The following is a 20,186-nucleotide window of genomic DNA, read 5'->3' as shown; positions in this document are numbered from 1 at the left end:
AATGGCCAAAGTAGAAAAAGAAATGTCGTTTTTAGACCATGTTGAAGAACTAAGATGGCATTTAATACGATCAACAGCTGCAATATTTTTTTTCGGAATAATTGCATTTTTAATGAAAGATTTTATTTTTAATAAAATCTTATTTGCTCCTAAAAATGCTGATTTTATAACTTATAGAGTATTTTGTAAAGTTTCCAGGTTTTTTGGAACCGAAGGACTGTGTATTGAAGATATTCCATTTACATTTCAAAGTTTGGCAATGGCCGAACAATTTAGTGTTCATATTTGGACATCAATAACATTTGGGTTTATAATTGGTTTTCCTTTTATTATTAGAGAAGTATGGAAATTTATAAGTCCAGGATTGTACGAGAAAGAACGCAAAGGAGCAAAAACCTTTATAATTATATCATCAATATTATTTTTTATTGGAGTGTTGTTTGGATATTATGTAGTTACACCGTTATCTGTTAACTTTCTTGGTAACTACTCGGTAAGTGATGTTGTAGAACGAAATATTAAAATTGGCTCATATATTAGCTTGGTTCGTTCATCTTTATTGGCTTCAGGTTTAATATTTGAGTTACCAATAATTATGTTCTTTTTAACTAAAATGGGATTAATTACACCCGATTTTCTAAAAAAATACCGAAAACATGCCTTGGTAATTGTATTGGTTTTAGCAGCCATAATAACACCTCCAGATATTATCAGTCAGGTTATTGTTGCTATACCTATTTTAATATTATATGAAGTGAGTATCTTCATTTCAAAAGTAGTTATTAAACGAGAACTTAAAAAAAGTAGAGAAAATGCCTAATCAAGTTGAAGAATTTAATGCCTATCGTGAAAAAATGAACGATAAAATATTGGTAGGAAATCATAAAATAATTAAACGAATTTTTAATTTAGATACCAACGCATACAAAGAAGGACATTTAGACGTTAAAACTAAAGAATTACTTGGTTTGGTTGCTTCTGCTGTTTTACGCTGTGATGATTGTATAAAGTATCACTTAGAAACGGCTTATAAACAAGGTGTTTCAAAAGAAGAAATGATGGAAACCATGGAAATTGCCACTTTAGTTGGTGGAACCATTGTAATTCCTCATTTGCGAAGAGCTTATGAGTTTTGGGAAGAACTTGAAACTACTGATAAATAATAATTTAACAGTACTAAAATTACAAATAAACAAAGATTGTAAGGTTAATTAAAAACAATTCAACGTTTAAACAACAATTAAAAATGAAATTAAGAGCAGAAAATATAAAGAAAAAATACGGTAGTCGTTACGTTGTAAAAGGTATTTCTTTAGAGGTTGAACAAGGACAAATTGTTGGTTTATTAGGACCTAATGGAGCGGGTAAAACAACTTCCTTTTATATGATTGTTGGAATGATTAGACCAAATGAGGGGAATATTTATTTAGATGATCAACCAATTACCGACTACCCAATGTACAAAAGAGCTCAAGAAGGAGTTGGATATTTAGCTCAAGAAGCTTCTGTTTTTAGAAAATTGTCTGTGGAGGATAATATTATGTCTGTACTTCAATTTACAGGACTTTCAAAAAAAGAGCAAAAAGAAAAATTAGAATCTTTAATTGATGAGTTTAGTTTAGGTCACGTTCGTACAAACCGTGGTGATTTGTTATCTGGTGGAGAAAGAAGAAGAACTGAAATTGCCCGCGCATTGGCTTCAGACCCTAAGTTTATTTTATTAGACGAACCTTTTGCAGGTGTTGACCCTATTGCTGTTGAAGATATTCAAAGTATTGTGGCACATTTAAAAGATAGAAACATAGGAATTTTAATTACAGATCATAACGTACAAGAAACACTTGCCATTACAGATAAAACATATTTAATGTTTGAAGGAGGAATATTAAAAGAAGGAACTCCTGAAGAACTTGCAGCTGATGAAACTGTACGCCGTGTTTATTTAGGTAAAGACTTTGAACTTAAAAAGAAAAAGTTCTAAAAAAACATTTATTTTAATAAATTATCAATTCTATTATAAATGTAGTTTCATACCTTCATGAGAAGGTTTAAATCCTAATTTTTCGTAAAATTTAATTGCTTTAGGTCTTTGCTTATCACTTGTTAGTTGAACAATATGCGCATTTTTTTCTTTGGCTCGGTTAATTGCCCATAAAAACATTTTTTTTCCAATTCCTTGCCCTCTTAAATCTTCACGAATAAAAACATTTTCAATTTGAGCTCTTACACCACCTTTGTAAGTTAAATATTGAATAAATGTTAGGTGCAAGGTTCCTATAATTCCAGTATTATTTTCATCCTCAACAACAATCAATTCGTTAGAACTATCAGAATTTATAATATCAAAAGCTTTATAATAATTATTAGGAAGTGGATCTTGAAAGTCTTCTCTCAATTTTCCTAACTCATCACTTGCAATAATTTTTATTATTGCAGCAACATCATTTACGGTTGCTTTTCTAAAAATCATTTTAACTTATTATTATTTGAAACAACAGATATAATAACATAAAGCACAATCACAATAGGTATTGCAACAAACTGAAAAACAACGCTTAACAATAAGGTCAATCCAATAAAAACAAACTGAATTTTATTATTCTTCCAACTATAATCTTTAAATTTTAATGCAAATAATGGAATTTCTGCATTCATAAAATAACTTAAAACTATGGTTAATCCAATTAAAAACCATTTGTTTAAAATTAAAGTATGAACCATTTCAATTGAACTAAATTGAAGAATTAATGGTAGCGAAACTACTGCAATTGATGCTGCCGGAGTTGGTAATCCAATAAACGAACTTGTTTGGCGCTCATCTATATTAAATTTAGCCAATCTATACGCAGCGGCCAATGTAATTAGCAACCCAAAAAACGGTAAAATTTCAAGATCTTTTGATTTCCATGAAATTAGTTCGGTGTTAAATAGTTCTATTGAATTTTTAGTTTGAAGTAATTTATAAATTACAATTCCCGGCACCACACCACTTGTTACAACATCGGCTAAAGAATCTAATTGTTTCCCTAATTCTCCTTGAACTTTTAACAATCTTGCTGCAAATCCGTCAAAAAAATCAAAAAAGATTCCTAAAAAAACCAAATATGCAGCAATTACTAACTCATTATTTACAGCAAAAATAACAGCTATTGTTCCAGATAATAAGTTTAATAGTGTTAATAAATTTGGAATGTATTTTTTTAGGTTCATCTTTTAAAATTTCAGTAAATTTAACAAAATGTTTTAAGTAAGTTAATTTAAATTTCTTTTTTAAATAGTATCATAAATGCCCATAATTAATTCCACTTACCAACCTTCAATTCTGTTTAAAAACAATCATTTTAATACCGTTTATAAAACACTTTTTTACAAAGAAACCATTTCTTATTCCAGAAAAAGAATTTTTACTGAAGACAAAGATTTTATTGACTTAGATTTTTCTATTAACAATTCGGAAACACTTGTAATTGCGTTACACGGATTGGAAGGAAGTTCAAAATCGAAGTACATTGTGTCGGCTATAAATTTTCTAAACTCAAACAATATTGATTGTGTAGCTGTTAATTTTAGAGGTTGTAGCGGAGAAGATAACAATCATCCGTATTCATATAATAGCGGAAAAACGGATGATGTATCCTTAATTATAAATTATATTTTAAAAAATTATAATTATAAAAATTTGGTATTGTTGGGTTATAGTATGGGAGGAAATATTTCGTTAAAATATATGGGAGAAACAACTCATTTTCCTAAAGAAATAAAAGGCGCCGTTGCTATTTCAACACCTTGCGATTTAGAAGGTTCATCCAATAGTTTATCTGGCTGGCACAACAAAATATATTTAAAAAGGTTTATGAAAACATTAAAGGAAAAAGCATTATTTAAATTAGATAAATTTCCAAACTGCGGACTCGATAAAACCGCTATATTAAAGGCTAAAAATTTTAATGATTTTGATAACTTGGTTACCGCTCCTCTTTTTGGATATAAAAACGCTCAAGATTATTGGACTCAATGCAGTTCCAAACAATTTTTAAATAACATTACAATTCCAACCTTGCTCATTAATGCCTTAGACGATTCTTTTCTTTCAGAGAGTTGCCACCCTTTTAATGAAGCCAAAAACAACACTAATTTTTATTTTGAAGTTTCTAAATATGGCGGTCACGTAGGATTTAATTCTTCTGTTTTTGGTGAAGATTTATATTGGAGTGAAAATCGAATTTTGGAATTTATAAATCTTATTATTTCTTAAAAATTTACCATAAACTTGTAAAGTTTTTTTACTTTCGTTTAAAATTAATCATCTTGAAAAACTATTTTCTTTTTTTAATATTCGCGGTTCAATTGGTTTCTGCACAATCTGTACGTAAATATTCAAATGAATTTTTAAATATTGGTGTAGACGCTGCGGCTTTTGGAATGGGTAAAGCTGTTGTTGCAAGTAGCCATGATGTAAATTCTGCTTATTGGAATCCGGCCGGGTTAACAAAAATAACCGATTATGAAGGTGCCATTATGCATGCCGATTATTTTGAAGGAATTGCAAAATATGATTATGTAGGTTTTGCAATGCCTGTTGATGAAAATAGTAGTGTAGGTGTTTCTTTAATCCGATTTGGTGTTGACGACATCTTAAACACCACACAATTAATTGATAGCCAAGGAAATATTAACTACAATAATATAAGTTTGTTTTCTGCAGCAGATTATGCGTTAAATTTATCTTATGCCCGAAAATTAGGAGTTGAAGGATTATCTGCTGGTTTAAACACCAAAATTGTACGAAGAATTATTGGAGATTTTGCAACTTCTTGGGGTTTTGGGTTAGATGCTGGTTTTCAATATGAAAAAAATGACTGGAAATATGGTTTAATGCTAAGAGATATTACCACAACTTTTAATTCGTGGAATATTGATGAAAAAGAATTTGAAAAAATTCAAAATGCAATTCCAGACGAGAATCAAGAATTACCCGAAACTACCGAAATAACCTTACCAAAAGCGCAATTAGGAGTTGCTCGTTATTTCAAAGTTGGTAAAGATTTTAATTTATTAGGTGAACTGGATTTAAATTTAAGATTTACTGAAACAAACGATATCATTTCAACCGATTTTGTTAGTATTGATCCAGCAATTGGTTTTCAGCTAGATTATACCAAGATTGTTTATTTAAGACTTGGTTTTGGAAATTTTCAAAAAGAATTACAATACGATTTTACCGAAGAAACCTCATTTCAACCAAATTTTGGGGTGGGCTTTAATTATAAAGGTATTCAAATAGATTATGCTTTAACAAATATTGGTAGTGTTGGAAGTGCTCTTTATTCTAATATTTTTTCAATAAAAGTAAATTTTGAAAACTTTAATTAATTATGAAAATTAAACAGTTCTGTTCTTTTATTGTTATCCTTATTTCGTTTGTAACCTACTCTCAAAAGCTTTCAGAAAAAGCGGAAGTTAGCGTTATAACTTGTGGCCCTGGAGCACAGCTTTTTACAGCTTTCGGTCATAGTGCTTTTAGAATTTCGGATCCCGTTTTGAAAATCGATAAAATTTATAATTATGGAACTTTCAATTTTAATGCGCCTAATTTTTATTTAAATTTTGCAAAAGGAAAATTAACTTATCAACTCTCAACTTCACCGTTTAGCTATTTTTTAAGGGTTTATAAGTACGAAAACAGGTGGGTAAAATCGCAGGTATTGAATTTAAAACCTGAAGAACTGCAGGCTTTTTATGATTTTTTACAAAACAATGCCAAACCGCAAAACAGAGATTATCAATATGATTTCTTTTATGACAACTGCTCCACAAAAATTGAGGCCGTAATAAAAACTATTTTAAAAGAAAAAGTTCATTTTAATAATGATCATATAACCTCTTCAAAAACCCATAGAGATTTAATTGCAGACTATACAGTAGATCAAAAATGGGGGAAATTTGGAATAGATTTAGCATTGGGATCTGTTATAGACAGAACAGCCACAAAAGACGAATATAAGTTTTTACCTGATTATATTTTTCAGGCTATGGACAATGCAACTATTAAGATTGGAAATACCAACGAACCGTTAGTTTTAGCTACAAAAACATTCTTAAATTCTAATAAAACCAATTCTAATTTATTGTTTAGTTATTTAACAGCTCCAATTTCTATTTTAACGATACTAAGTTTAATTGTTGGTTTTATAACATTTAAAAACTTTAGAAATAAGCAACGATCTAGATGGTTAGACTTTTCGTTACATTTAATTACTGGCATTATAGGAATAGCAGTGCTCTTACTTTGGTTTGCAACAGACCATACTGCTACATATAAAAATTTAAATTTCCTTTGGGCTTTTGCACCAAACACCATTGTTGCTTTTTATATGTTAAAAGCTAAATTACCTCAATGGATTGGCAACTATCATTTGTTTTTACTACTATTATTAGGAATCTCCGTACTTATTTGGCTATTTAAAATTCAAGTTTATAATATAGCAATCGCACCTCTTTTAATAGCTTTAGGACTGCGTTATTTTTATATTTTTTATACGGGAAAAAAAGTATTAAGTACCTCTAAAAAATAGTACGGTACTCACAGTTTTAATTATTATTTTAAAATCCATTAATAAGCTACGCTCTTTTATATAGTATAGGTCGTATCGAAGTTTTATGTATTGTTCCTGTTTGGTACTTGCGTAAGGATATTCTACTTGTGCCCAACCAGTTAAACCAGGTTTAATCACGTTTCTAATAGTATAAAAAGGAAAGTTTTCACTTAATTCCTCAACAAATTCGGGACGCTCAGGACGCGGACCAATAATACTCATATCTCCTTTAAAAATATTGATAAATTGAGGAACTTCATCCAATCGTGTTCTTCTTAAAAATTTTCCAAATTTTGTAACTCTAGCATCATCTTTAACAGCCCAAACAGCTTCGCCATTTTCAGCATTTTTAATCATCGTACGAAACTTAATTATCTTAAAATTAGCTCCCGCTTTCCCAACACGTTCTTGTAAATAAAACAATGCCCCTCTATTTCCCACTAAATTTCCAAGAAAAATAAATGGAATTAATATCAATAGAAATAACAATCCCATAAACGATCCTACCACATCAAAAATTCGATGTAACAATAAGTAAATTCTATTTTCCTGGCTTTTACTAAAACTAATGTAGTTGTAAAAATTTTCATTTAAATAAGCCTTTGGAACCCTATTGGTAATGCTACTTATAAATTTTTCAAAACTTGAAATTTTATAGCTTTTTTTAAATAAAGAAATTAATTGAGGCGTAAAACTTGAAATAAAATTAGATGATTCAAAACTATCTATTACAACTTCTGTTGTATGTCCATTTTTTATTACATCAGCCAATTCTAATTCCTTATTATTATAGTATTGGAAAGATAAACCATCTATTTTCTCCGGACTTATATAACCTACAATTTTATTTTCGGGTGCGCTTTTATGTATTAAATTAATTAATTTTAAAATATTCTCTTTGGACGAACTTATAATTAATATTCTATTAAAAAATACAGGTGAAAATATGAGTAGAATGTATAAGGTTCTCCATATATATATAGGAATGGTAATTCCTAAAAAGAAATACAATATTTGAATTCTATTCTCAGGGAGTTCTGGAGTTAAAATTGGTGTAAACACGTAAAATAATGTTGTTAAAACACCCGTTAACAGCGTACTTCTTAAAATTAAATAACGGTTATTGGCCACACGCAAATTATACATTTCAAATATTTGACCAAATAATAATATATACATAGAAAGGACAACTATGTATTTTGTAAATGTACTAGGTTCTATTTTAAAATAATGAAAATCAAAAATATAAGACAATGATACTATCCCTAGGACTGCAAAAACTACATCAAACAATCGTAAAAACAATTTCCGCTCCGAAATTGTAAATTGGGGCTTATTTACCGGCATTTATAGTAAATTTTAATAACAAATATACTTTATTTCCTTTAAATAGTTACATATAGTATTTACGAATTCCTAAAAACATCCAAGAAATAAAATAATAAGCAGACTTTATTACAGACAATTGAATTACCTGTCTGTAAAAGCTCCATTGATGCTTTAATAATTTAAACTTATTCCTAGAATGCGACCGCTTTCTAATTCTATAAATTGCTAGTGGTTTTTGAATTCCATAAGCAAATTCTACTTTTTCTAAATATTGTAACCATAGTCCCATATCTTGTCTATAAAGAACATCGGGCATGTATAACTTCCCAAGTTTATTTATATTTATAAATGCAGTTAAACAACTAATAGAATTTGTTTTTAAAATATCATGATAGGTAACTTTTTCAGGTACAAGAAAGTCCTTATATTTTGGATTCATATGTTCATCAAAACGATGATATGATGCAAAAACAAACCCTTCACTATTAGCTTCAAAAGCTATGGACGTATTTAAAAAATCTGGCAACCAAATATCGTCCGAATCTATAAAAGTTAAATACCTGCCAGTTGCCAATTGTATCCCTTTATTCCGGCACTTTGAAGGCCCTGAATTACTTTCTGATTTTATGAGTTTAATTCTGGAATCTTGTTTACAGTGGTCTTGAATAATTTCTACAGAATTATCCGTAGAACAATCATCTACAATTATCCACTCCCAGTTTTTATACGTCTGGTTTACCACGCTTTTAATCGTTTGCTCAATAAATTGATCGCAATTGTAATTTGGCGTTATTATAGATACTAACTGCTCCATCTAATCTATGCTTGAAATAAAACTTTGATGCTTCTTATCTTTTAAAACTTGTTCTTTCAATTGCGCTATGGAATAATCCACATCCTCTTTAAAATAATTATAAATTTCATTTTTAACCAGTTTCAAATCAATTTCAGAAAGCTGTTGTTCAATTAAAAAAATAAGTTTACCTTTTTTATGCTGCTCAACTTGGTAGGTTAATTCCATTCCATTTTTTGCAAGATTTTTAAAAATATAATAAAAATAAAGACTTGGATAAGTGTGCTCCTTTCCATAAACCAGCGATCCTATTCTCCCTGTTACTTCTTCCAATATTCTATGTTTCATACCACAAGAACAGATCTTCTCCTTGGGCGCCAGTTTTACGTAATCTCCCAATTTATACCTAATTATAGGAAATGCCAGTTGCTGCAAATTTGTTACCACTATTTCATTATCCAATTCTTCAACCAATACTCCTTCCATATTTATATGCATCGCTCCACTTGGACATTCAAAAGCAATTATTCCCGTTTCAGCTGCACCATATTCGCTTATCATTTTCAATCCAAATGCTTTTTCAACTTCATTTTGATACGATTCATATATTTTTTCAGAAGTCCCTTTTACCATTTTTAAGTTGGAATCTAATTTCAGGTGATGCGCATTTATATACTTTGCTAAATTATAAATCATGGAGGAATAGCCGTGTAAATATGTGGCTTTATTCAATTTTTTACTGAAAGCATCTAGTTCTTTTTTATGATAACTAAAAAGCCTAAATCTATTCTGAAGCATATCCAAAAATTCAGTCTTGATTTTAGAAACTCCATAAAAATTAAATCCCCAAAAATAACCATTGCGCTCCCAAGGTTTTACTGAATACCAGGAATATCCTCTAAAAATACTTGCTCTATTAAACGAATCGGCCGATTCTTCTCTCTTAAATTTTAAAGAATCTCCAGTACTTCCAGAAGTATTTGCTTTAAACAACTTTTTAAAACTACCTTTTGTAGAGATCTCTTCATTGAAATTTAACAACTCTTTTTTAGAAATAATTGGCAGCTTTTCAATATCCTTTAGTATTTCAATGGTTGAAGGACTTACTCCATGTTCTTTAAATTTTTGGTTGTAAAAATTTGAGTTTGTATATGCTACTTCAACTAATTTTTTTAACTGTTGTAATTGATATACCTCGAGTTCGTCTATAGACCATTTTTCGGACGTTTTCAGAAAAGTAAGCCAATTTTCCAAAGATGGATTTCTTAGCTTTTGTCCTAAATTAAAAATAACTTTTGAAAATATCATTTTAGTAAATTACTCCATTGTTTTTGAACTAGTTGAACATCAAAACTCTCACTTAATTTCCTTGCATTTTGTGCATTCGCATAAGCTTTATTAGGACACTTAAGTATCTCTAATACTTTATCTGCCATTTCTGGAACATTCCTATTTTCAACCAAAAAACCGTTTTCATTATTCTTTATTAAATAAGGAATGCCTCCAACGTTTGTTGAAACTACTGGCAAACCCAAAGCCATAGCTTCAATTACACTTACGGGCGTATTATCTATGGTTGTTGTATTTATAAAAATATCAAAATCTTTCGACTTCTCTATCCATGCTTCTTTTGACAATAAACCGGTAATTTCTAAAGAATTAATAATATTCAGTTTTTTAGCCAAGCTTTTTACTTCTTCCATAGAACCATCTTTATCCGGACCTACCATACATAATTTGGCGTTAGGATATTGTTTTTTTAATAAAGCCAACACCTCTACTGCGAGTTTTGGATTGTATATTTTATCAAAAGCTCGTACCCATAAAAGTTTAGGTTCTATTTTATACCTTTCTTTGAACTTATAATTATTTAAACTAATTGCATTTGGAATAAATTGAACATTAAAGCTCGCTTTTTTAAAATTGCTAAACAAATAATTAGATGGAGCAACATTAACATATGCATAGTTAAAAATAAGGTTACATAATTTAGGATGAACCTTTAACCTATGTGGTAAGTTGCCTCCGTGTAAAATTGGAATGTATGGAATGGATAACAATCGTGCTAATTGCGATACCAATAATGCATAATAAAAGTTAGTTGTGCTATAAGTATCTATTAAAAGGTAATTGGATGTTCTGTGTTTAAGAACTCCTAAACACATAGCGATTAAACGACTAAGTTTATTCTTTTTATTTGAATATATAAATGTCTTAAAACCCAATTCTTCTAACATTGCTGAAAGTTGAATAAGTGTGGTAGGATTTTTACCACTCAAATTATTTCCTATGTAAACAATTTTTTTCAATTCGTTATAAAACTCAATTAATCGTTTAATTTTTCTTTTGATTTGAAACTAATAACAGCAACACTCAATCCGTAAATAAATGCTGGAAACGCAATCCGCATAGCCGAATGATTAATAGTTAAAAACCAAAATATTAAAAAAGCACTTAAAAAAGCCCGTGCCAAATAAGGCTGATTTAAAATATGATGTCCCGGAATTAGCAGCAACAGTATTAATACAATCAATCCAATCATTCCATGTTCACTGAACAACCTACTCACTTCATTATGCGAAGCGGCTAAAACACCTGTTTCTTCCAAACGATCATACTTGGAACCTCCTACACCAATACCAAAAAAAGGATGCTCATAAAAATTTTCCAATTCGCTCTTAAATAAATCAATCCTTCCTGTACTAAAATCCTTTTTCTCTATTCCAGCAGCATTTTTATTGGTGTATCTATTGATAATCATACCTCCCGTTAAATCGGCCGTATATACCACCAATGCGATTCCAAATAAGAAAATAAGACTCACATATTTAACCAATTGGGTTATGGTATCCTTTCTTGCCAAAATGTAAAAAAATGTAAATGCAATTAACGCAACAATTACGGTTATCATACCTCCTCTTGAAAATGTAATTAAGGTTCTATAAACAATGTATAAAAGCAAAAACAAATCAAGTAGATACAAAGAAGTAATCCTTTTTTTAAAAAATAAATGTACTGCTACAATAAAACCTCCCAAACCAAGAATTGTTGCCACCTGATTAGGTCCATACCCTCCAGAAGTAGCAAAATTGGCGTTGCTACTAAATCTAATTTTTTCAAAATCTGGGGTTTTAAAATACAGCAATACTGCCATTGAAATAATAGGCAACAACATATAAAACAGGACATCCAATATCTTTGAAATAGACATTTCTCTTTTATAAAAATAAACAGCCGAAACGCATAACAATATAGGGCCGCTTAAATTAAAAGCAATTGCTTTTCGAATCGACTCGTTAAAAGGAATATCCATAAAAGCAATCCCTATTAATAAAAGTAATATTATTATAAAATAGGATACGGAAACATGATGCCGTTTTTTTTCAATATATAACCCCAACCCTAAAAATAATAAGATGGAATATTTTGGTAATTCATATAAAAAAGTACCTCCAGACATTCTATACAAAACCTCAGCTCCCACCATATAAGCACTCCAATAAATTGCTTGGTTACCGTCGTTTTTTGATTTTATAATGTTTATAATCCCTAATAAAACAACCGCTAATGACACCATTTTAGAAATGCCTCCCAATAACATCAAAACACCCAAGCCCACATGAAGCAGTACTAGTATATAATTACTTTTAAATGTTTTATTGTTTATCAAGGGTTCGTTTTATAAATGCAGTAATTAAAATATTTAAAATCACCATTTCAAATTTACAGAAATAAGTTTTTATGCAAGCCTTAACCCACTATTTCTTTTTGAATCCTATTTAAATAATACTGATAGGTGAATTTTTGAGCTAATTTATAATTGATTTCCATATATTCTTTGGAATCAACAGACAAACTATACAAGCTTTCCAACAAAACACTGCTTAATTTATCTTTAGTTAGGGGATGTATTAAATAGCCATTGTAGTTATTTTGTACATATTGACCTATACAAGAAATATCGGAAACAATTGGAATGCAACCGTAATTCATTCCTTCTCCAATTACTTTTGGGAAGCCCTCACTTTTTGAGGGCAATACTATGTAATTACACTTTTTATAAATTTCAACAATTTTATTTTTAGGTAAATACCCGTAAAAAATAATCTCATTTTTGGAAGTGAGCGCTTCCTTTTCCAACTCTTTTCTTAATACACCGTCTCCAACTATGTGTAAGCTTCCTAATTTCGAATGTTGCAGATTTTTATAGACTTCCACAAATTCTTTTATTCCTTTGTTTTTATTCAACCCACCAACAAAACAATAATTGTAGTTATTATCAATCGATTTATTATTCACAATCTGTAAACCTAACTCCCTGTCCTCTTTTGATAAACAAGGATTTTCAAATGCCAATTTATTTATACCAACACCGTCCCAATTTCCATTAAGAGTAACTTTTGTTGTAGTTTCCAACATATTTTGAAGCCACCATTTTTGAAATCTATTTCCTAACGGTAAACGTTCTCCCATCCAATTACCAGCATACTTTACCCAGTAAGGTTTCCTATTTATAAATCTCAAATAAGGCAATACATACAATCCTATGCCAGTTGGTGCTCTAAATTGAATAATAGCTACTTTTTTATGCGCTTTATGTATTTGCCACAAATTATAGGGCGCATTGCTTAAAATAGTAAACTTTCCAAAAAACTTACCTCCAGACGGTTTTAAAGGAATAAACGATATCTTAGAATTATAGGCAACTGAACTTTTTGGTGCTTTATCTTTAAAAAATGGTGCTATATGTATTATTTCATCAAAAATTTCGGTTAAATAATTAATTTCAGTAACCGTTGAGCCCCATCCTACAATGGTTCCGTTGGCATCTAAATAATGTTCTGTATGCGATATAATTAATAACTTACTCAAAAATGTTTATATAATTTTTTATGACAACCTCCCATCTAAATTCAGAAGACCATTCTTTTGCACCTACTTGATATGCTTTATAATTAGAGGAAACTTGCGCCACTTTTTGCACAAATCCATTTATATCCGTTGGATGTACCAATTCACCTGAAACTCCCTCGTTAATAGCATCAACAATTCCGCAATCATTAGATCCTATGGCTGGTAATCCTAAGGCATTCGCCTCTAAAATTGCAATACCAAATCCCTCAACATCACCACTTTGTGTTCTATTGCTCAGCATTACAAATATAGTACTCTCTTTGAGTAACTGTAGTTTTTTTTGTTGACTTACTTGGCCATGAAAAGTAAGGTGACTTTCAACCTTTAACTTTTTAGCAATTTCCATAAATCCATTTTGTTCCGTTGGAATTCCAACAATATGGTAGTGTGTTTTTGGATATTTTTCAATCAATAATGGCAAGGCTTTAATTACATTTAATTGCCCTTTACGTTCTGATACGTTTCCTACTGTAATTAATATTGGAGATTCTATAGTAGTGAATGGTACTTTTTTTGAAGTTTTTATAGTACTGTTTTCTAAGTTAAATCCGTTTGGAATTACCATTACATTAGATTGCTTAACATGTGCAATTAAAGACTTTGTATAATTTGAAACAGCAATAATTGTATTAAAATTTAACAATGCGCTATCTGTTAACCTTTTATTGAATCCTTTTAAATTTAACTCGCTACCATGAATTACAGCATATGCATGTAACTTATTAAAAAAGGGATCTGAACCAACTAACCATAATGAGAACTTCCCCGACGCTAAAACCAACTTACTTTTCGCCACCAATCTTTTGTAAGTTATTATGCGTTTTAAATAAGTAAATCCAATTATTTTATAACGTTTAGTTCTAACTACTTTAAAAGGCAAATTAGCATCGAATTGCTGCTCCTCAAAACCGTCTTTTGATCGTACATCGGTTAAAACGGTAACACTAAAATCATTTAATTGAAGTTGCTGCGCCAAATTATAAGCATGATTTCCAATTCCTCCTGGTTGTGGAGGAAATTCAGAGGTTACAATTAGTATTTTTTTAGAACTCATTTATTAAGTTATTAAACTTCTTTTGCAGGTACACCCACTAAAATACTATTTTTTTGAAGGCAATTATTTACAACACATGCTGAAGCTCCTACACTAATATTATCACTTAAAACTAAAGGGCCAATAAGCGTTGCATTGCCTCCAAACGTACAGTTATCACCAATTACAAATGAACCTTTCTCACAGTTTACTTTTGAACCAATCAAATTACCTCCTGTTAAAGTCAAGTTTTTACCAATACTTACCTGACCTGAAATTACAATTCCTAAAGAAGGATGTAAAACTAATAATCCTCCTTTAATATTCGCTTTATAATGGATATCAATATTAGAATATGCTTGTAATAAATAAAACAATGGTATCAACGGAATTCTCAAAACTCCGTAAATATTATTAAAGATTAAAAATAAACTCCTTTCGAATCTGTATAAAAAAATTCCCACAAAAATTCTACTCATCCAAATATGGATAATTCTAGCTTTTCTTTTACCTAACACTCTATTAATGTCCGAAAAAAAATATTTTAATTGTGTCATTCTAAAAATTTACAATTTAAGGTGCTATTTTATTATAACTTTTCAATTTTAGCTCCTTCCGTTAATTTTTTACTTGCTAATTTCCACGATTTCCAAACCTGTAACAACACCAAAGGAAATAATAATAAAGAAAGCACATACCCCAACAACATCATTTTTACATTTGCTTTATATTTATATGGAATTAATGACGGAGGAACCGCTTTCAATAAGGCATAACGTGTTAATGTATTCCCGAAATAATTTCTAAACAAATACACCACACTTGGAATAGGTCGTGGAGCAAACCACTTTTTAGGTCTAAATCCATCCCAACTACCCATTTGTCGTAATCCTCCAGTTTCAACTTTTAAGTGCAAGCGCTCTGCAGTTGGGTTGGAAATATTTAAAAAACCTGCCAAATAGGCCCGTAATCCAAATTCACCATCGCCCATACGTTGTTTCTCAAATTGTCTATCGAACAAACCTATTTTTTTAAACACTTCTCTTTTAATAAGTACATTCCCTGTATCGATCTGCTCAGATAGTTTAAAATACCGATACGAATCTGGAACTTTTGCGCCTACTACAGATATGGAAGTACCTGATGATATTTCAGCATTAAAAAAATCAATACACTTTAAATGGTTTGTAATCCAATCAGCTGCTACTCTACTATCATCATCAAAAAGCAATAAAAAATCAGCATTTGAAGTTTTAATTGCCGTATTTCTTGCCAACCATAATGCTTTTTCTTGTTGACGAATTACGCGTAATTTTAAAGAAAACTCTTTATAAAATAATTCTTGAAAAGGCTCAGATTGATCAACAACAATAACGTCAAAATTAGTATAGTCTTGCTTTTCTAGGTCGTTTAACACATCCTTTAAATAAGTATACCTGTTTAACGTAGGAATAATGACACTCACTTTAGGCTGTTGCTTCACTATTTTACTATTAAAATTATCCCATTCTGGATATTTTAAATACGTCGTAAATACGTTTATTTGATTTACTTTTCTTGTGTTAAAAAACGCTTGAAACTCTTTAAATGGATTGTGAAAAGTAAGTAGACGAAGTAGAAAGGTATAGTACACCCATAATTTATTAAAATAGCTTCGTATAAAACGGTATTCATCTTCTATGGGAATAGGAGTTTCAAAATTAATTGTTTTTACATTTCCAATATACCCTTTTTGAATAGCCTGATATGAACCATCTAATTTACTTATTTCTAAACTACTATAAGCCTTATTTAATTTTATTTGCCCTTGTATATTTTTAGGTAAGGCATCCCATTCTGGAAATATAGTAGTACTGTTATTTCTTTCTAAATTGAAATAATTTGTTGGTGATATGTATTTTAAGAATTTAAATAGCATTTAGTTTTATAAAATTATAACCTAACAGGTTTTAGAAACTTGTTAGGTTTACGAAAATAATGTTTTAAAATATCCATTCAAACTCAATTTTCATTTCCAACGTAATCTTTTTATACAAATATAAAAGAACCTAATTGGAACAGTAGGTTTTATGGATATTTTTCGCAAGTTAAATAATACTTCGCAGTTTCGTCAATTCGAGTGACCGAGTATACGAGGTTGTATCAAGAACTCACACCTTATACTTCTCGCCTCCGTCAGTTCGAGTGACCGAGTGTGCGAGGTTGTATCGAGAACTCAAACGCAATACTTCTCGCCTCCGTCAGTTCGAGTGACCGAGTATGCGAGGTTATATCGAGAACTCACACGCAATACTTCTCGCCTCCGTCAGTTCAAGTGACAAAGTATTCAAAGTTGTATCGAGAACTCACTCCTAATACTTCTCGAATCCGTCAGTTCGAGTGACCGAGTATGCGAGGTTGTATCGAGAACTCACACGCAATACTTCTCGCCTCCGTCAGTTCGAGTGACCGAGTGTGCGAGGTTGTATCGAGAACTTGCACGATACTTCTCGATACACTATTTCTCCATTCCATTTCGAAATACCACTCGAAGTGACGTGCTTTTCGTCAGTTCGAGTGACCGAGTATGCGAGGTTGTATCGAGAACCCACACGCAATACTTCTCGCCTCCGTCAATTCGAGTGACCGAGTGTGCGAGGTTGTATCGAGAACTCACACGCAATACTTCTCGCCTCCGTCAGTTCGAGTGACCGAGTGTGCGAGGTTGTATCGAGAACTTGCACCTAATACTTCTCAGTATACTATTTCTCCATTCCATTTTGAAATACCACTCGAAGTGACGCACTTTCCGTCAGTTCGAGTGACCGAGTGTGCGAGGTTGTATCGAGAACTTGCACCTAATACTTCTCAGTATACTATTTCTTCATTCCATTTCGAAATACCACTCGAAGTGACGTGCTTTAAGTCAGTTCAAGTGACAAAGTATTCGAAGTTGTATCGAGAACTCAAACGCAATACTTCTCTATACACTATTTCTCCGTTTCACTTCGAAATACCACTCGAAGTGACGCACTTTCCGTCAGTTCGAGTGACCGAGTGTGCGAGGTTGTATCGAGAACTTGCACGATACTTCTCGATACAATTTCCTCCGTTTTACTTCTGAAAGTCACTCGAAGTGACGGTATATATTAATTATACCACAACATTTTTAAACAACTAAATATAAAAATTCACAAACTCAAGTTGTTGTTTTTCAAGATTAAAATGTTCTTTTACTCTTTTTTGAGCATTTAATGAAACACTTTTTTTCTCTGATTCTTCTAATCTAATTACTTCTTTTATTTTATTAGCTAATAATCTTGGATTGCACGAAGGTACCACCCATCCTGTTTCTTTATCAATTATATTTTCTGATAAGCCTTCCGCATCTGATACTATACACAATAAACCCATTGCTTGCGCCTCTAAAACTGCATTGCAAAAACCTTCTTGAATACTATATTGAAGGTATACATCTGAATTTTGTAATTTATCTTTTATAGATTCGTGTGGGATTTTACCACTAAAAGTTATTTGGTTACTAATACCTAATTGATAGGCTGCAAATTTCAATCTTTCCATTTCTGTTCCATCACCTATAAGGGTATAATGAAACGGAATTCCTTCTTTTTTTAATATTGCCAACGCTTCTAAGGTATAAACCAATCCTTTTTTCCAATGCAAGCGAGCAATTGTAATAAAATTCGTAGGAACTGTTGTAACTTGTTGAGCTCGCTTTTTAAAGAAAGTGGTATCAATTGCAGGAGTTATTTTTACAATCGAAGCTTTTCCATTAAACCCATTTTTATAAACCAATTCTTCAATATCATTTGAAATCACATGAATTTTATCTACATTTTCCCAAAGCTTAGCATAACAATTAGGATTTTTTAAAGGATACATGCCAATATCAAACCCCCTAAAGCTTACTGCCATTTTTGCTCCAATTGCTTTAGCCACATATTCTTTATTCAACGCCATTGTTCCAAAACCAAAATGCAACCAATCCAATGTCTCCGATAATATATGAACATTACTGATGATGTTTTTTATACTTTGTAAAAAACTCATGCCATCTTTTCGCAACAACTTAAACAAACGAAAACTTCCTTTAAAATGAAACAAGAAAGCATATAACAATTTTGATATACTAACAATTCCTACTTTTAGTTTATTTCCATATAGTTTTGGAGCAACTTTAACCTTAAAAGAACTATTTTGTCGTTTTTCAGAACTATTCACAAAAACAACTACAGAGTGGCCATGTTTTTCCAACCCTTTTATTTTGTTTAAAAAAAAGGTTTCTGAATATGCAGGAACCTTAGGTAACACCAATCCTATTCTCATCTCCTACTTATTTATAACTTGTTTGTACAGCTCATTCATTTCTTGTATCATTTTTTTATGACTATGCTGTTTTTCAATAAAAGCTCTAGCAGCTTTGGTAATTTTATTATAGTTTTCTAATGATAAGTCAGAAACTGTATGTAATGCCTCAGCCATAGCTTCAGCATCTCTTATTGGAACTATAAATCCATTTTCATTATTAGTCAATACTTCATCCATTCCTCCACAATCAGTGGATACAACTAAAGTTCCCAATGCCATAGCTTCAAGTACCACATTGGCAATCCCTTCCTCAACACTTGGCAATAATAAAACATTTGACATTGATATCTTTTTTAAAACTTCTTCAAAAGACATTTTATCAATAAACGAAACTTCATTTTTTAATCCAAACTGAGATCGTTGATACAACAACTCTTCATTAGTATCAACACCTACAATTGTATAGTGAAAATCAATTCCCTTTTCCTTTAAAAACTTCATACATTTTAATGCATAAGTATATCCCTTAACCCAATGATTTCGACCAATAGAAATAATTCTCACCAAACCACTTTTTTTAGTTTTAGAATTAAATGGTAACCTTCTTAAATCTAACCCACTCTTTACAATATTCATTTTTGAAAACTCCACTCCATACAATTCCGAAATACTCAACATGGATTTTGAAACCGCATGAAAACCATCAATTTCATGAAAATATTCAGAGTATTTTATTTTCCAACGCTCATCTGCAATAGGACTTATAGTAACATGAGTTCCTCTTAAACTTAAAATCAATTTCATTCCAAACTCTTGAACCCACATCCAATCTTCAATACTTTTTGCCCATTGCATATGAAAAATATCAGGACAATGATATAATACCGGATAATACTTAACTTTTAATAGTTTAGAATTTCTCTTCTTACTTAAAATGATTTTATCCAATCTTTTCTTTTCCTTTCCTTTATAAAGGCTTAATAAAAAACAGTATTTAATTAAAAATAATGATTTACTTAATTTATTTTTATAGGTAAAATAAAAAATATTTTCACTTGAAGTTTTTTTATGATTCTGTTGACCAAAAATGAACACTTTAAGTCCTTTTTTGGCTAAGCCACCTATCAACCGTTCAATAAAGGTTGTACTTGGTGAAACACCAGAATAAACTGCTATTTTAATGGGGTTATTCAATATTTTAATTTTTATAAAA

At 30.7% G+C, this 20,186-nt stretch carries 19 protein-coding genes; 6 read left to right on the top strand and 13 right to left on the bottom strand.

Going from position 1 to position 20,186, the window contains the following annotated elements; all coding sequences use genetic code 11:
• Window position 1 precedes the first annotated feature (1 nt).
• From tatC to lptB, 3 genes are all read left to right on the top strand, one after another.
• Window positions 2–820 carry a twin-arginine translocase subunit TatC gene (gene tatC / locus Q0776_RS12940; protein ID WP_298368955.1) on the top strand — a complete coding sequence of 273 codons (819 nt, stop codon included), beginning with the start codon at window positions 2–4 and terminating at the stop codon, window positions 818–820.
• A complete protein-coding gene (locus tag Q0776_RS12935) occupies window positions 813–1,163 on the top strand; it encodes a carboxymuconolactone decarboxylase family protein (RefSeq protein ID WP_298368953.1) in 351 nt (116 codons plus the stop codon). The genes tatC and Q0776_RS12935 overlap by 8 nt, the downstream gene beginning before the upstream one ends.
• Window positions 1,164–1,246: 83 nt before the next feature.
• On the top strand, window positions 1,247–1,981 hold the full coding sequence (lptB, locus tag Q0776_RS12930; protein ID WP_298368951.1) for an LPS export ABC transporter ATP-binding protein: 735 nt from the start codon (window positions 1,247–1,249) through the stop codon (window positions 1,979–1,981).
• A gap of 33 nt (window positions 1,982–2,014) precedes the next feature.
• Here lptB and Q0776_RS12925 read toward each other — a convergent pair whose 3' ends face one another.
• A complete protein-coding gene (locus Q0776_RS12925) occupies window positions 2,015–2,470 on the bottom strand; it encodes a GNAT family N-acetyltransferase (RefSeq protein ID WP_298368948.1) in 456 nt (151 codons plus the stop codon).
• A complete protein-coding gene (locus Q0776_RS12920) occupies window positions 2,467–3,210 on the bottom strand; it encodes a CDP-alcohol phosphatidyltransferase family protein (RefSeq protein WP_298368945.1) in 744 nt (247 codons plus the stop codon). Before Q0776_RS12920 ends, Q0776_RS12925 begins: the two co-directional genes overlap by 4 nt.
• Before the next feature lie 76 nt (window positions 3,211–3,286).
• On the opposite strand from Q0776_RS12920, the gene Q0776_RS12915 reads away from it, so the two are divergent.
• From Q0776_RS12915 to Q0776_RS12905, 3 genes are read left to right on the top strand one after another with little or no spacing between them, the layout of a single operon-like run.
• Window positions 3,287–4,255: an alpha/beta fold hydrolase gene (locus Q0776_RS12915; protein ID WP_298368942.1), complete on the top strand. Its 969-nt coding sequence runs from the start codon at window positions 3,287–3,289 to the stop codon at window positions 4,253–4,255.
• A gap of 53 nt (window positions 4,256–4,308) precedes the next feature.
• Window positions 4,309–5,373: a PorV/PorQ family protein gene (locus Q0776_RS12910; RefSeq protein ID WP_298368940.1), complete on the top strand. Its 1,065-nt coding sequence runs from the start codon at window positions 4,309–4,311 to the stop codon at window positions 5,371–5,373.
• 2 nt (window positions 5,374–5,375) lie between these two features.
• Window positions 5,376–6,575: a DUF4105 domain-containing protein gene (locus tag Q0776_RS12905; RefSeq protein ID WP_298368938.1), complete on the top strand. Its 1,200-nt coding sequence runs from the start codon at window positions 5,376–5,378 to the stop codon at window positions 6,573–6,575.
• On the opposite strand, the gene Q0776_RS12900 is transcribed toward Q0776_RS12905, so the two are convergent.
• From Q0776_RS12900 to Q0776_RS12850, 11 genes are all read right to left on the bottom strand, one after another.
• On the bottom strand, window positions 6,555–7,943 hold the full coding sequence (locus tag Q0776_RS12900; protein ID WP_298368935.1) for an exopolysaccharide biosynthesis polyprenyl glycosylphosphotransferase: 1,389 nt from the start codon (window positions 7,941–7,943) through the stop codon (window positions 6,555–6,557). The two genes, Q0776_RS12905 and Q0776_RS12900, sit on opposite strands and share 21 nt — an antisense overlap.
• 46 nt (window positions 7,944–7,989) lie before the next feature.
• Window positions 7,990–8,739 (bottom strand): glycosyltransferase family 2 protein, encoded by a 750-nt coding sequence (locus Q0776_RS12895; RefSeq protein WP_298368932.1) that lies wholly within the window; start codon window positions 8,737–8,739, stop codon window positions 7,990–7,992.
• Window positions 8,740–10,026: a phenylacetate--CoA ligase family protein gene (locus Q0776_RS12890; protein ID WP_298368930.1), complete on the bottom strand. Its 1,287-nt coding sequence runs from the start codon at window positions 10,024–10,026 to the stop codon at window positions 8,740–8,742.
• Window positions 10,023–11,027 (bottom strand): glycosyltransferase family 4 protein, encoded by a 1,005-nt coding sequence (locus Q0776_RS12885; protein WP_298368929.1) that lies wholly within the window; start codon window positions 11,025–11,027, stop codon window positions 10,023–10,025. Before Q0776_RS12885 ends, Q0776_RS12890 begins: the two co-directional genes overlap by 4 nt.
• A gap of 17 nt (window positions 11,028–11,044) precedes the next feature.
• Window positions 11,045–12,295 (bottom strand): O-antigen ligase family protein, encoded by a 1,251-nt coding sequence (locus Q0776_RS12880; protein ID WP_298368926.1) that lies wholly within the window; start codon window positions 12,293–12,295, stop codon window positions 11,045–11,047.
• A 173-nt stretch (window positions 12,296–12,468) separates the two neighbouring features.
• Window positions 12,469–13,590 carry a glycosyltransferase gene (locus tag Q0776_RS12875; protein ID WP_298368923.1) on the bottom strand — a complete coding sequence of 374 codons (1,122 nt, stop codon included), beginning with the start codon at window positions 13,588–13,590 and terminating at the stop codon, window positions 12,469–12,471.
• Complete coding sequence (locus tag Q0776_RS12870; protein WP_298368922.1) at window positions 13,583–14,686, bottom strand: glycosyltransferase family 4 protein; 1,104 nt, start codon at window positions 14,684–14,686, stop codon at window positions 13,583–13,585. Before Q0776_RS12870 ends, Q0776_RS12875 begins: the two co-directional genes overlap by 8 nt.
• An 11-nt stretch (window positions 14,687–14,697) precedes the next feature.
• A complete protein-coding gene (locus Q0776_RS12865) occupies window positions 14,698–15,222 on the bottom strand; it encodes a serine acetyltransferase (protein ID WP_298368919.1) in 525 nt (174 codons plus the stop codon).
• 32 nt (window positions 15,223–15,254) lie between these two features.
• The gene (locus Q0776_RS12860) at window positions 15,255–16,583 is read right to left on the bottom strand and encodes a glycosyltransferase (protein WP_298368916.1); all 1,329 of its coding nucleotides are present in this window, start codon (window positions 16,581–16,583) and stop codon (window positions 15,255–15,257) included.
• Window positions 16,584–17,821: 1,238 nt separating this feature from the next.
• Complete coding sequence (locus Q0776_RS12855; protein WP_298368915.1) at window positions 17,822–18,991, bottom strand: glycosyltransferase family 4 protein; 1,170 nt, start codon at window positions 18,989–18,991, stop codon at window positions 17,822–17,824.
• Between the two features lie 3 nt (window positions 18,992–18,994).
• Window positions 18,995–20,167, bottom strand: coding sequence for a glycosyltransferase family 4 protein (locus Q0776_RS12850; protein ID WP_298368912.1), 1,173 nt, complete (start codon window positions 20,165–20,167; stop codon window positions 18,995–18,997).
• Window positions 20,168–20,186: the final 19 nt, after the last annotated feature.

The sequence above is a fragment of the uncultured Lutibacter sp. genome (assembly GCF_947495725.1).
Classification (GTDB): Bacteria; Bacteroidota; Bacteroidia; order Flavobacteriales; family Flavobacteriaceae; genus Lutibacter.
Note: the sequence above shows the minus strand (reverse complement) of the source record. Positions and strands in the feature narration are given on the sequence as shown.

What these genes read in the sequence shown, in the direction of transcription:
- tatC (WP_298368955.1), top strand. Translation starts at nt 2, where the DNA reads ATGGCCAAAGTAGAAAAAGAAATGTCGTTTTTAGACCATGTTGAAGAA.
- Q0776_RS12935 (WP_298368953.1), top strand. Translation starts at nt 813, where the DNA reads ATGCCTAATCAAGTTGAAGAATTTAATGCCTATCGTGAAAAAATGAAC.
- lptB (WP_298368951.1), top strand. Translation starts at nt 1,247, where the DNA reads ATGAAATTAAGAGCAGAAAATATAAAGAAAAAATACGGTAGTCGTTAC.
- Q0776_RS12925 (WP_298368948.1), bottom strand. Translation starts at nt 2,470, where the DNA reads ATGATTTTTAGAAAAGCAACCGTAAATGATGTTGCTGCAATAATAAAA.
- Q0776_RS12920 (WP_298368945.1), bottom strand. Translation starts at nt 3,210, where the DNA reads ATGAACCTAAAAAAATACATTCCAAATTTATTAACACTATTAAACTTA.
- Q0776_RS12915 (WP_298368942.1), top strand. Translation starts at nt 3,287, where the DNA reads ATGCCCATAATTAATTCCACTTACCAACCTTCAATTCTGTTTAAAAAC.
- Q0776_RS12905 (WP_298368938.1), top strand. Translation starts at nt 5,376, where the DNA reads ATGAAAATTAAACAGTTCTGTTCTTTTATTGTTATCCTTATTTCGTTT.
- Q0776_RS12900 (WP_298368935.1), bottom strand. Translation starts at nt 7,943, where the DNA reads ATGCCGGTAAATAAGCCCCAATTTACAATTTCGGAGCGGAAATTGTTT.
- Q0776_RS12895 (WP_298368932.1), bottom strand. Translation starts at nt 8,739, where the DNA reads ATGGAGCAGTTAGTATCTATAATAACGCCAAATTACAATTGCGATCAA.
- Q0776_RS12890 (WP_298368930.1), bottom strand. Translation starts at nt 10,026, where the DNA reads ATGATATTTTCAAAAGTTATTTTTAATTTAGGACAAAAGCTAAGAAAT.
- Q0776_RS12880 (WP_298368926.1), bottom strand. Translation starts at nt 12,295, where the DNA reads ATGGTGTCATTAGCGGTTGTTTTATTAGGGATTATAAACATTATAAAA.
- Q0776_RS12870 (WP_298368922.1), bottom strand. Translation starts at nt 14,686, where the DNA reads ATGAGTTCTAAAAAAATACTAATTGTAACCTCTGAATTTCCTCCACAA.
- Q0776_RS12865 (WP_298368919.1), bottom strand. Translation starts at nt 15,222, where the DNA reads ATGACACAATTAAAATATTTTTTTTCGGACATTAATAGAGTGTTAGGT.
- Q0776_RS12860 (WP_298368916.1), bottom strand. Translation starts at nt 16,583, where the DNA reads ATGCTATTTAAATTCTTAAAATACATATCACCAACAAATTATTTCAAT.
- Q0776_RS12855 (WP_298368915.1), bottom strand. Translation starts at nt 18,991, where the DNA reads ATGAGAATAGGATTGGTGTTACCTAAGGTTCCTGCATATTCAGAAACC.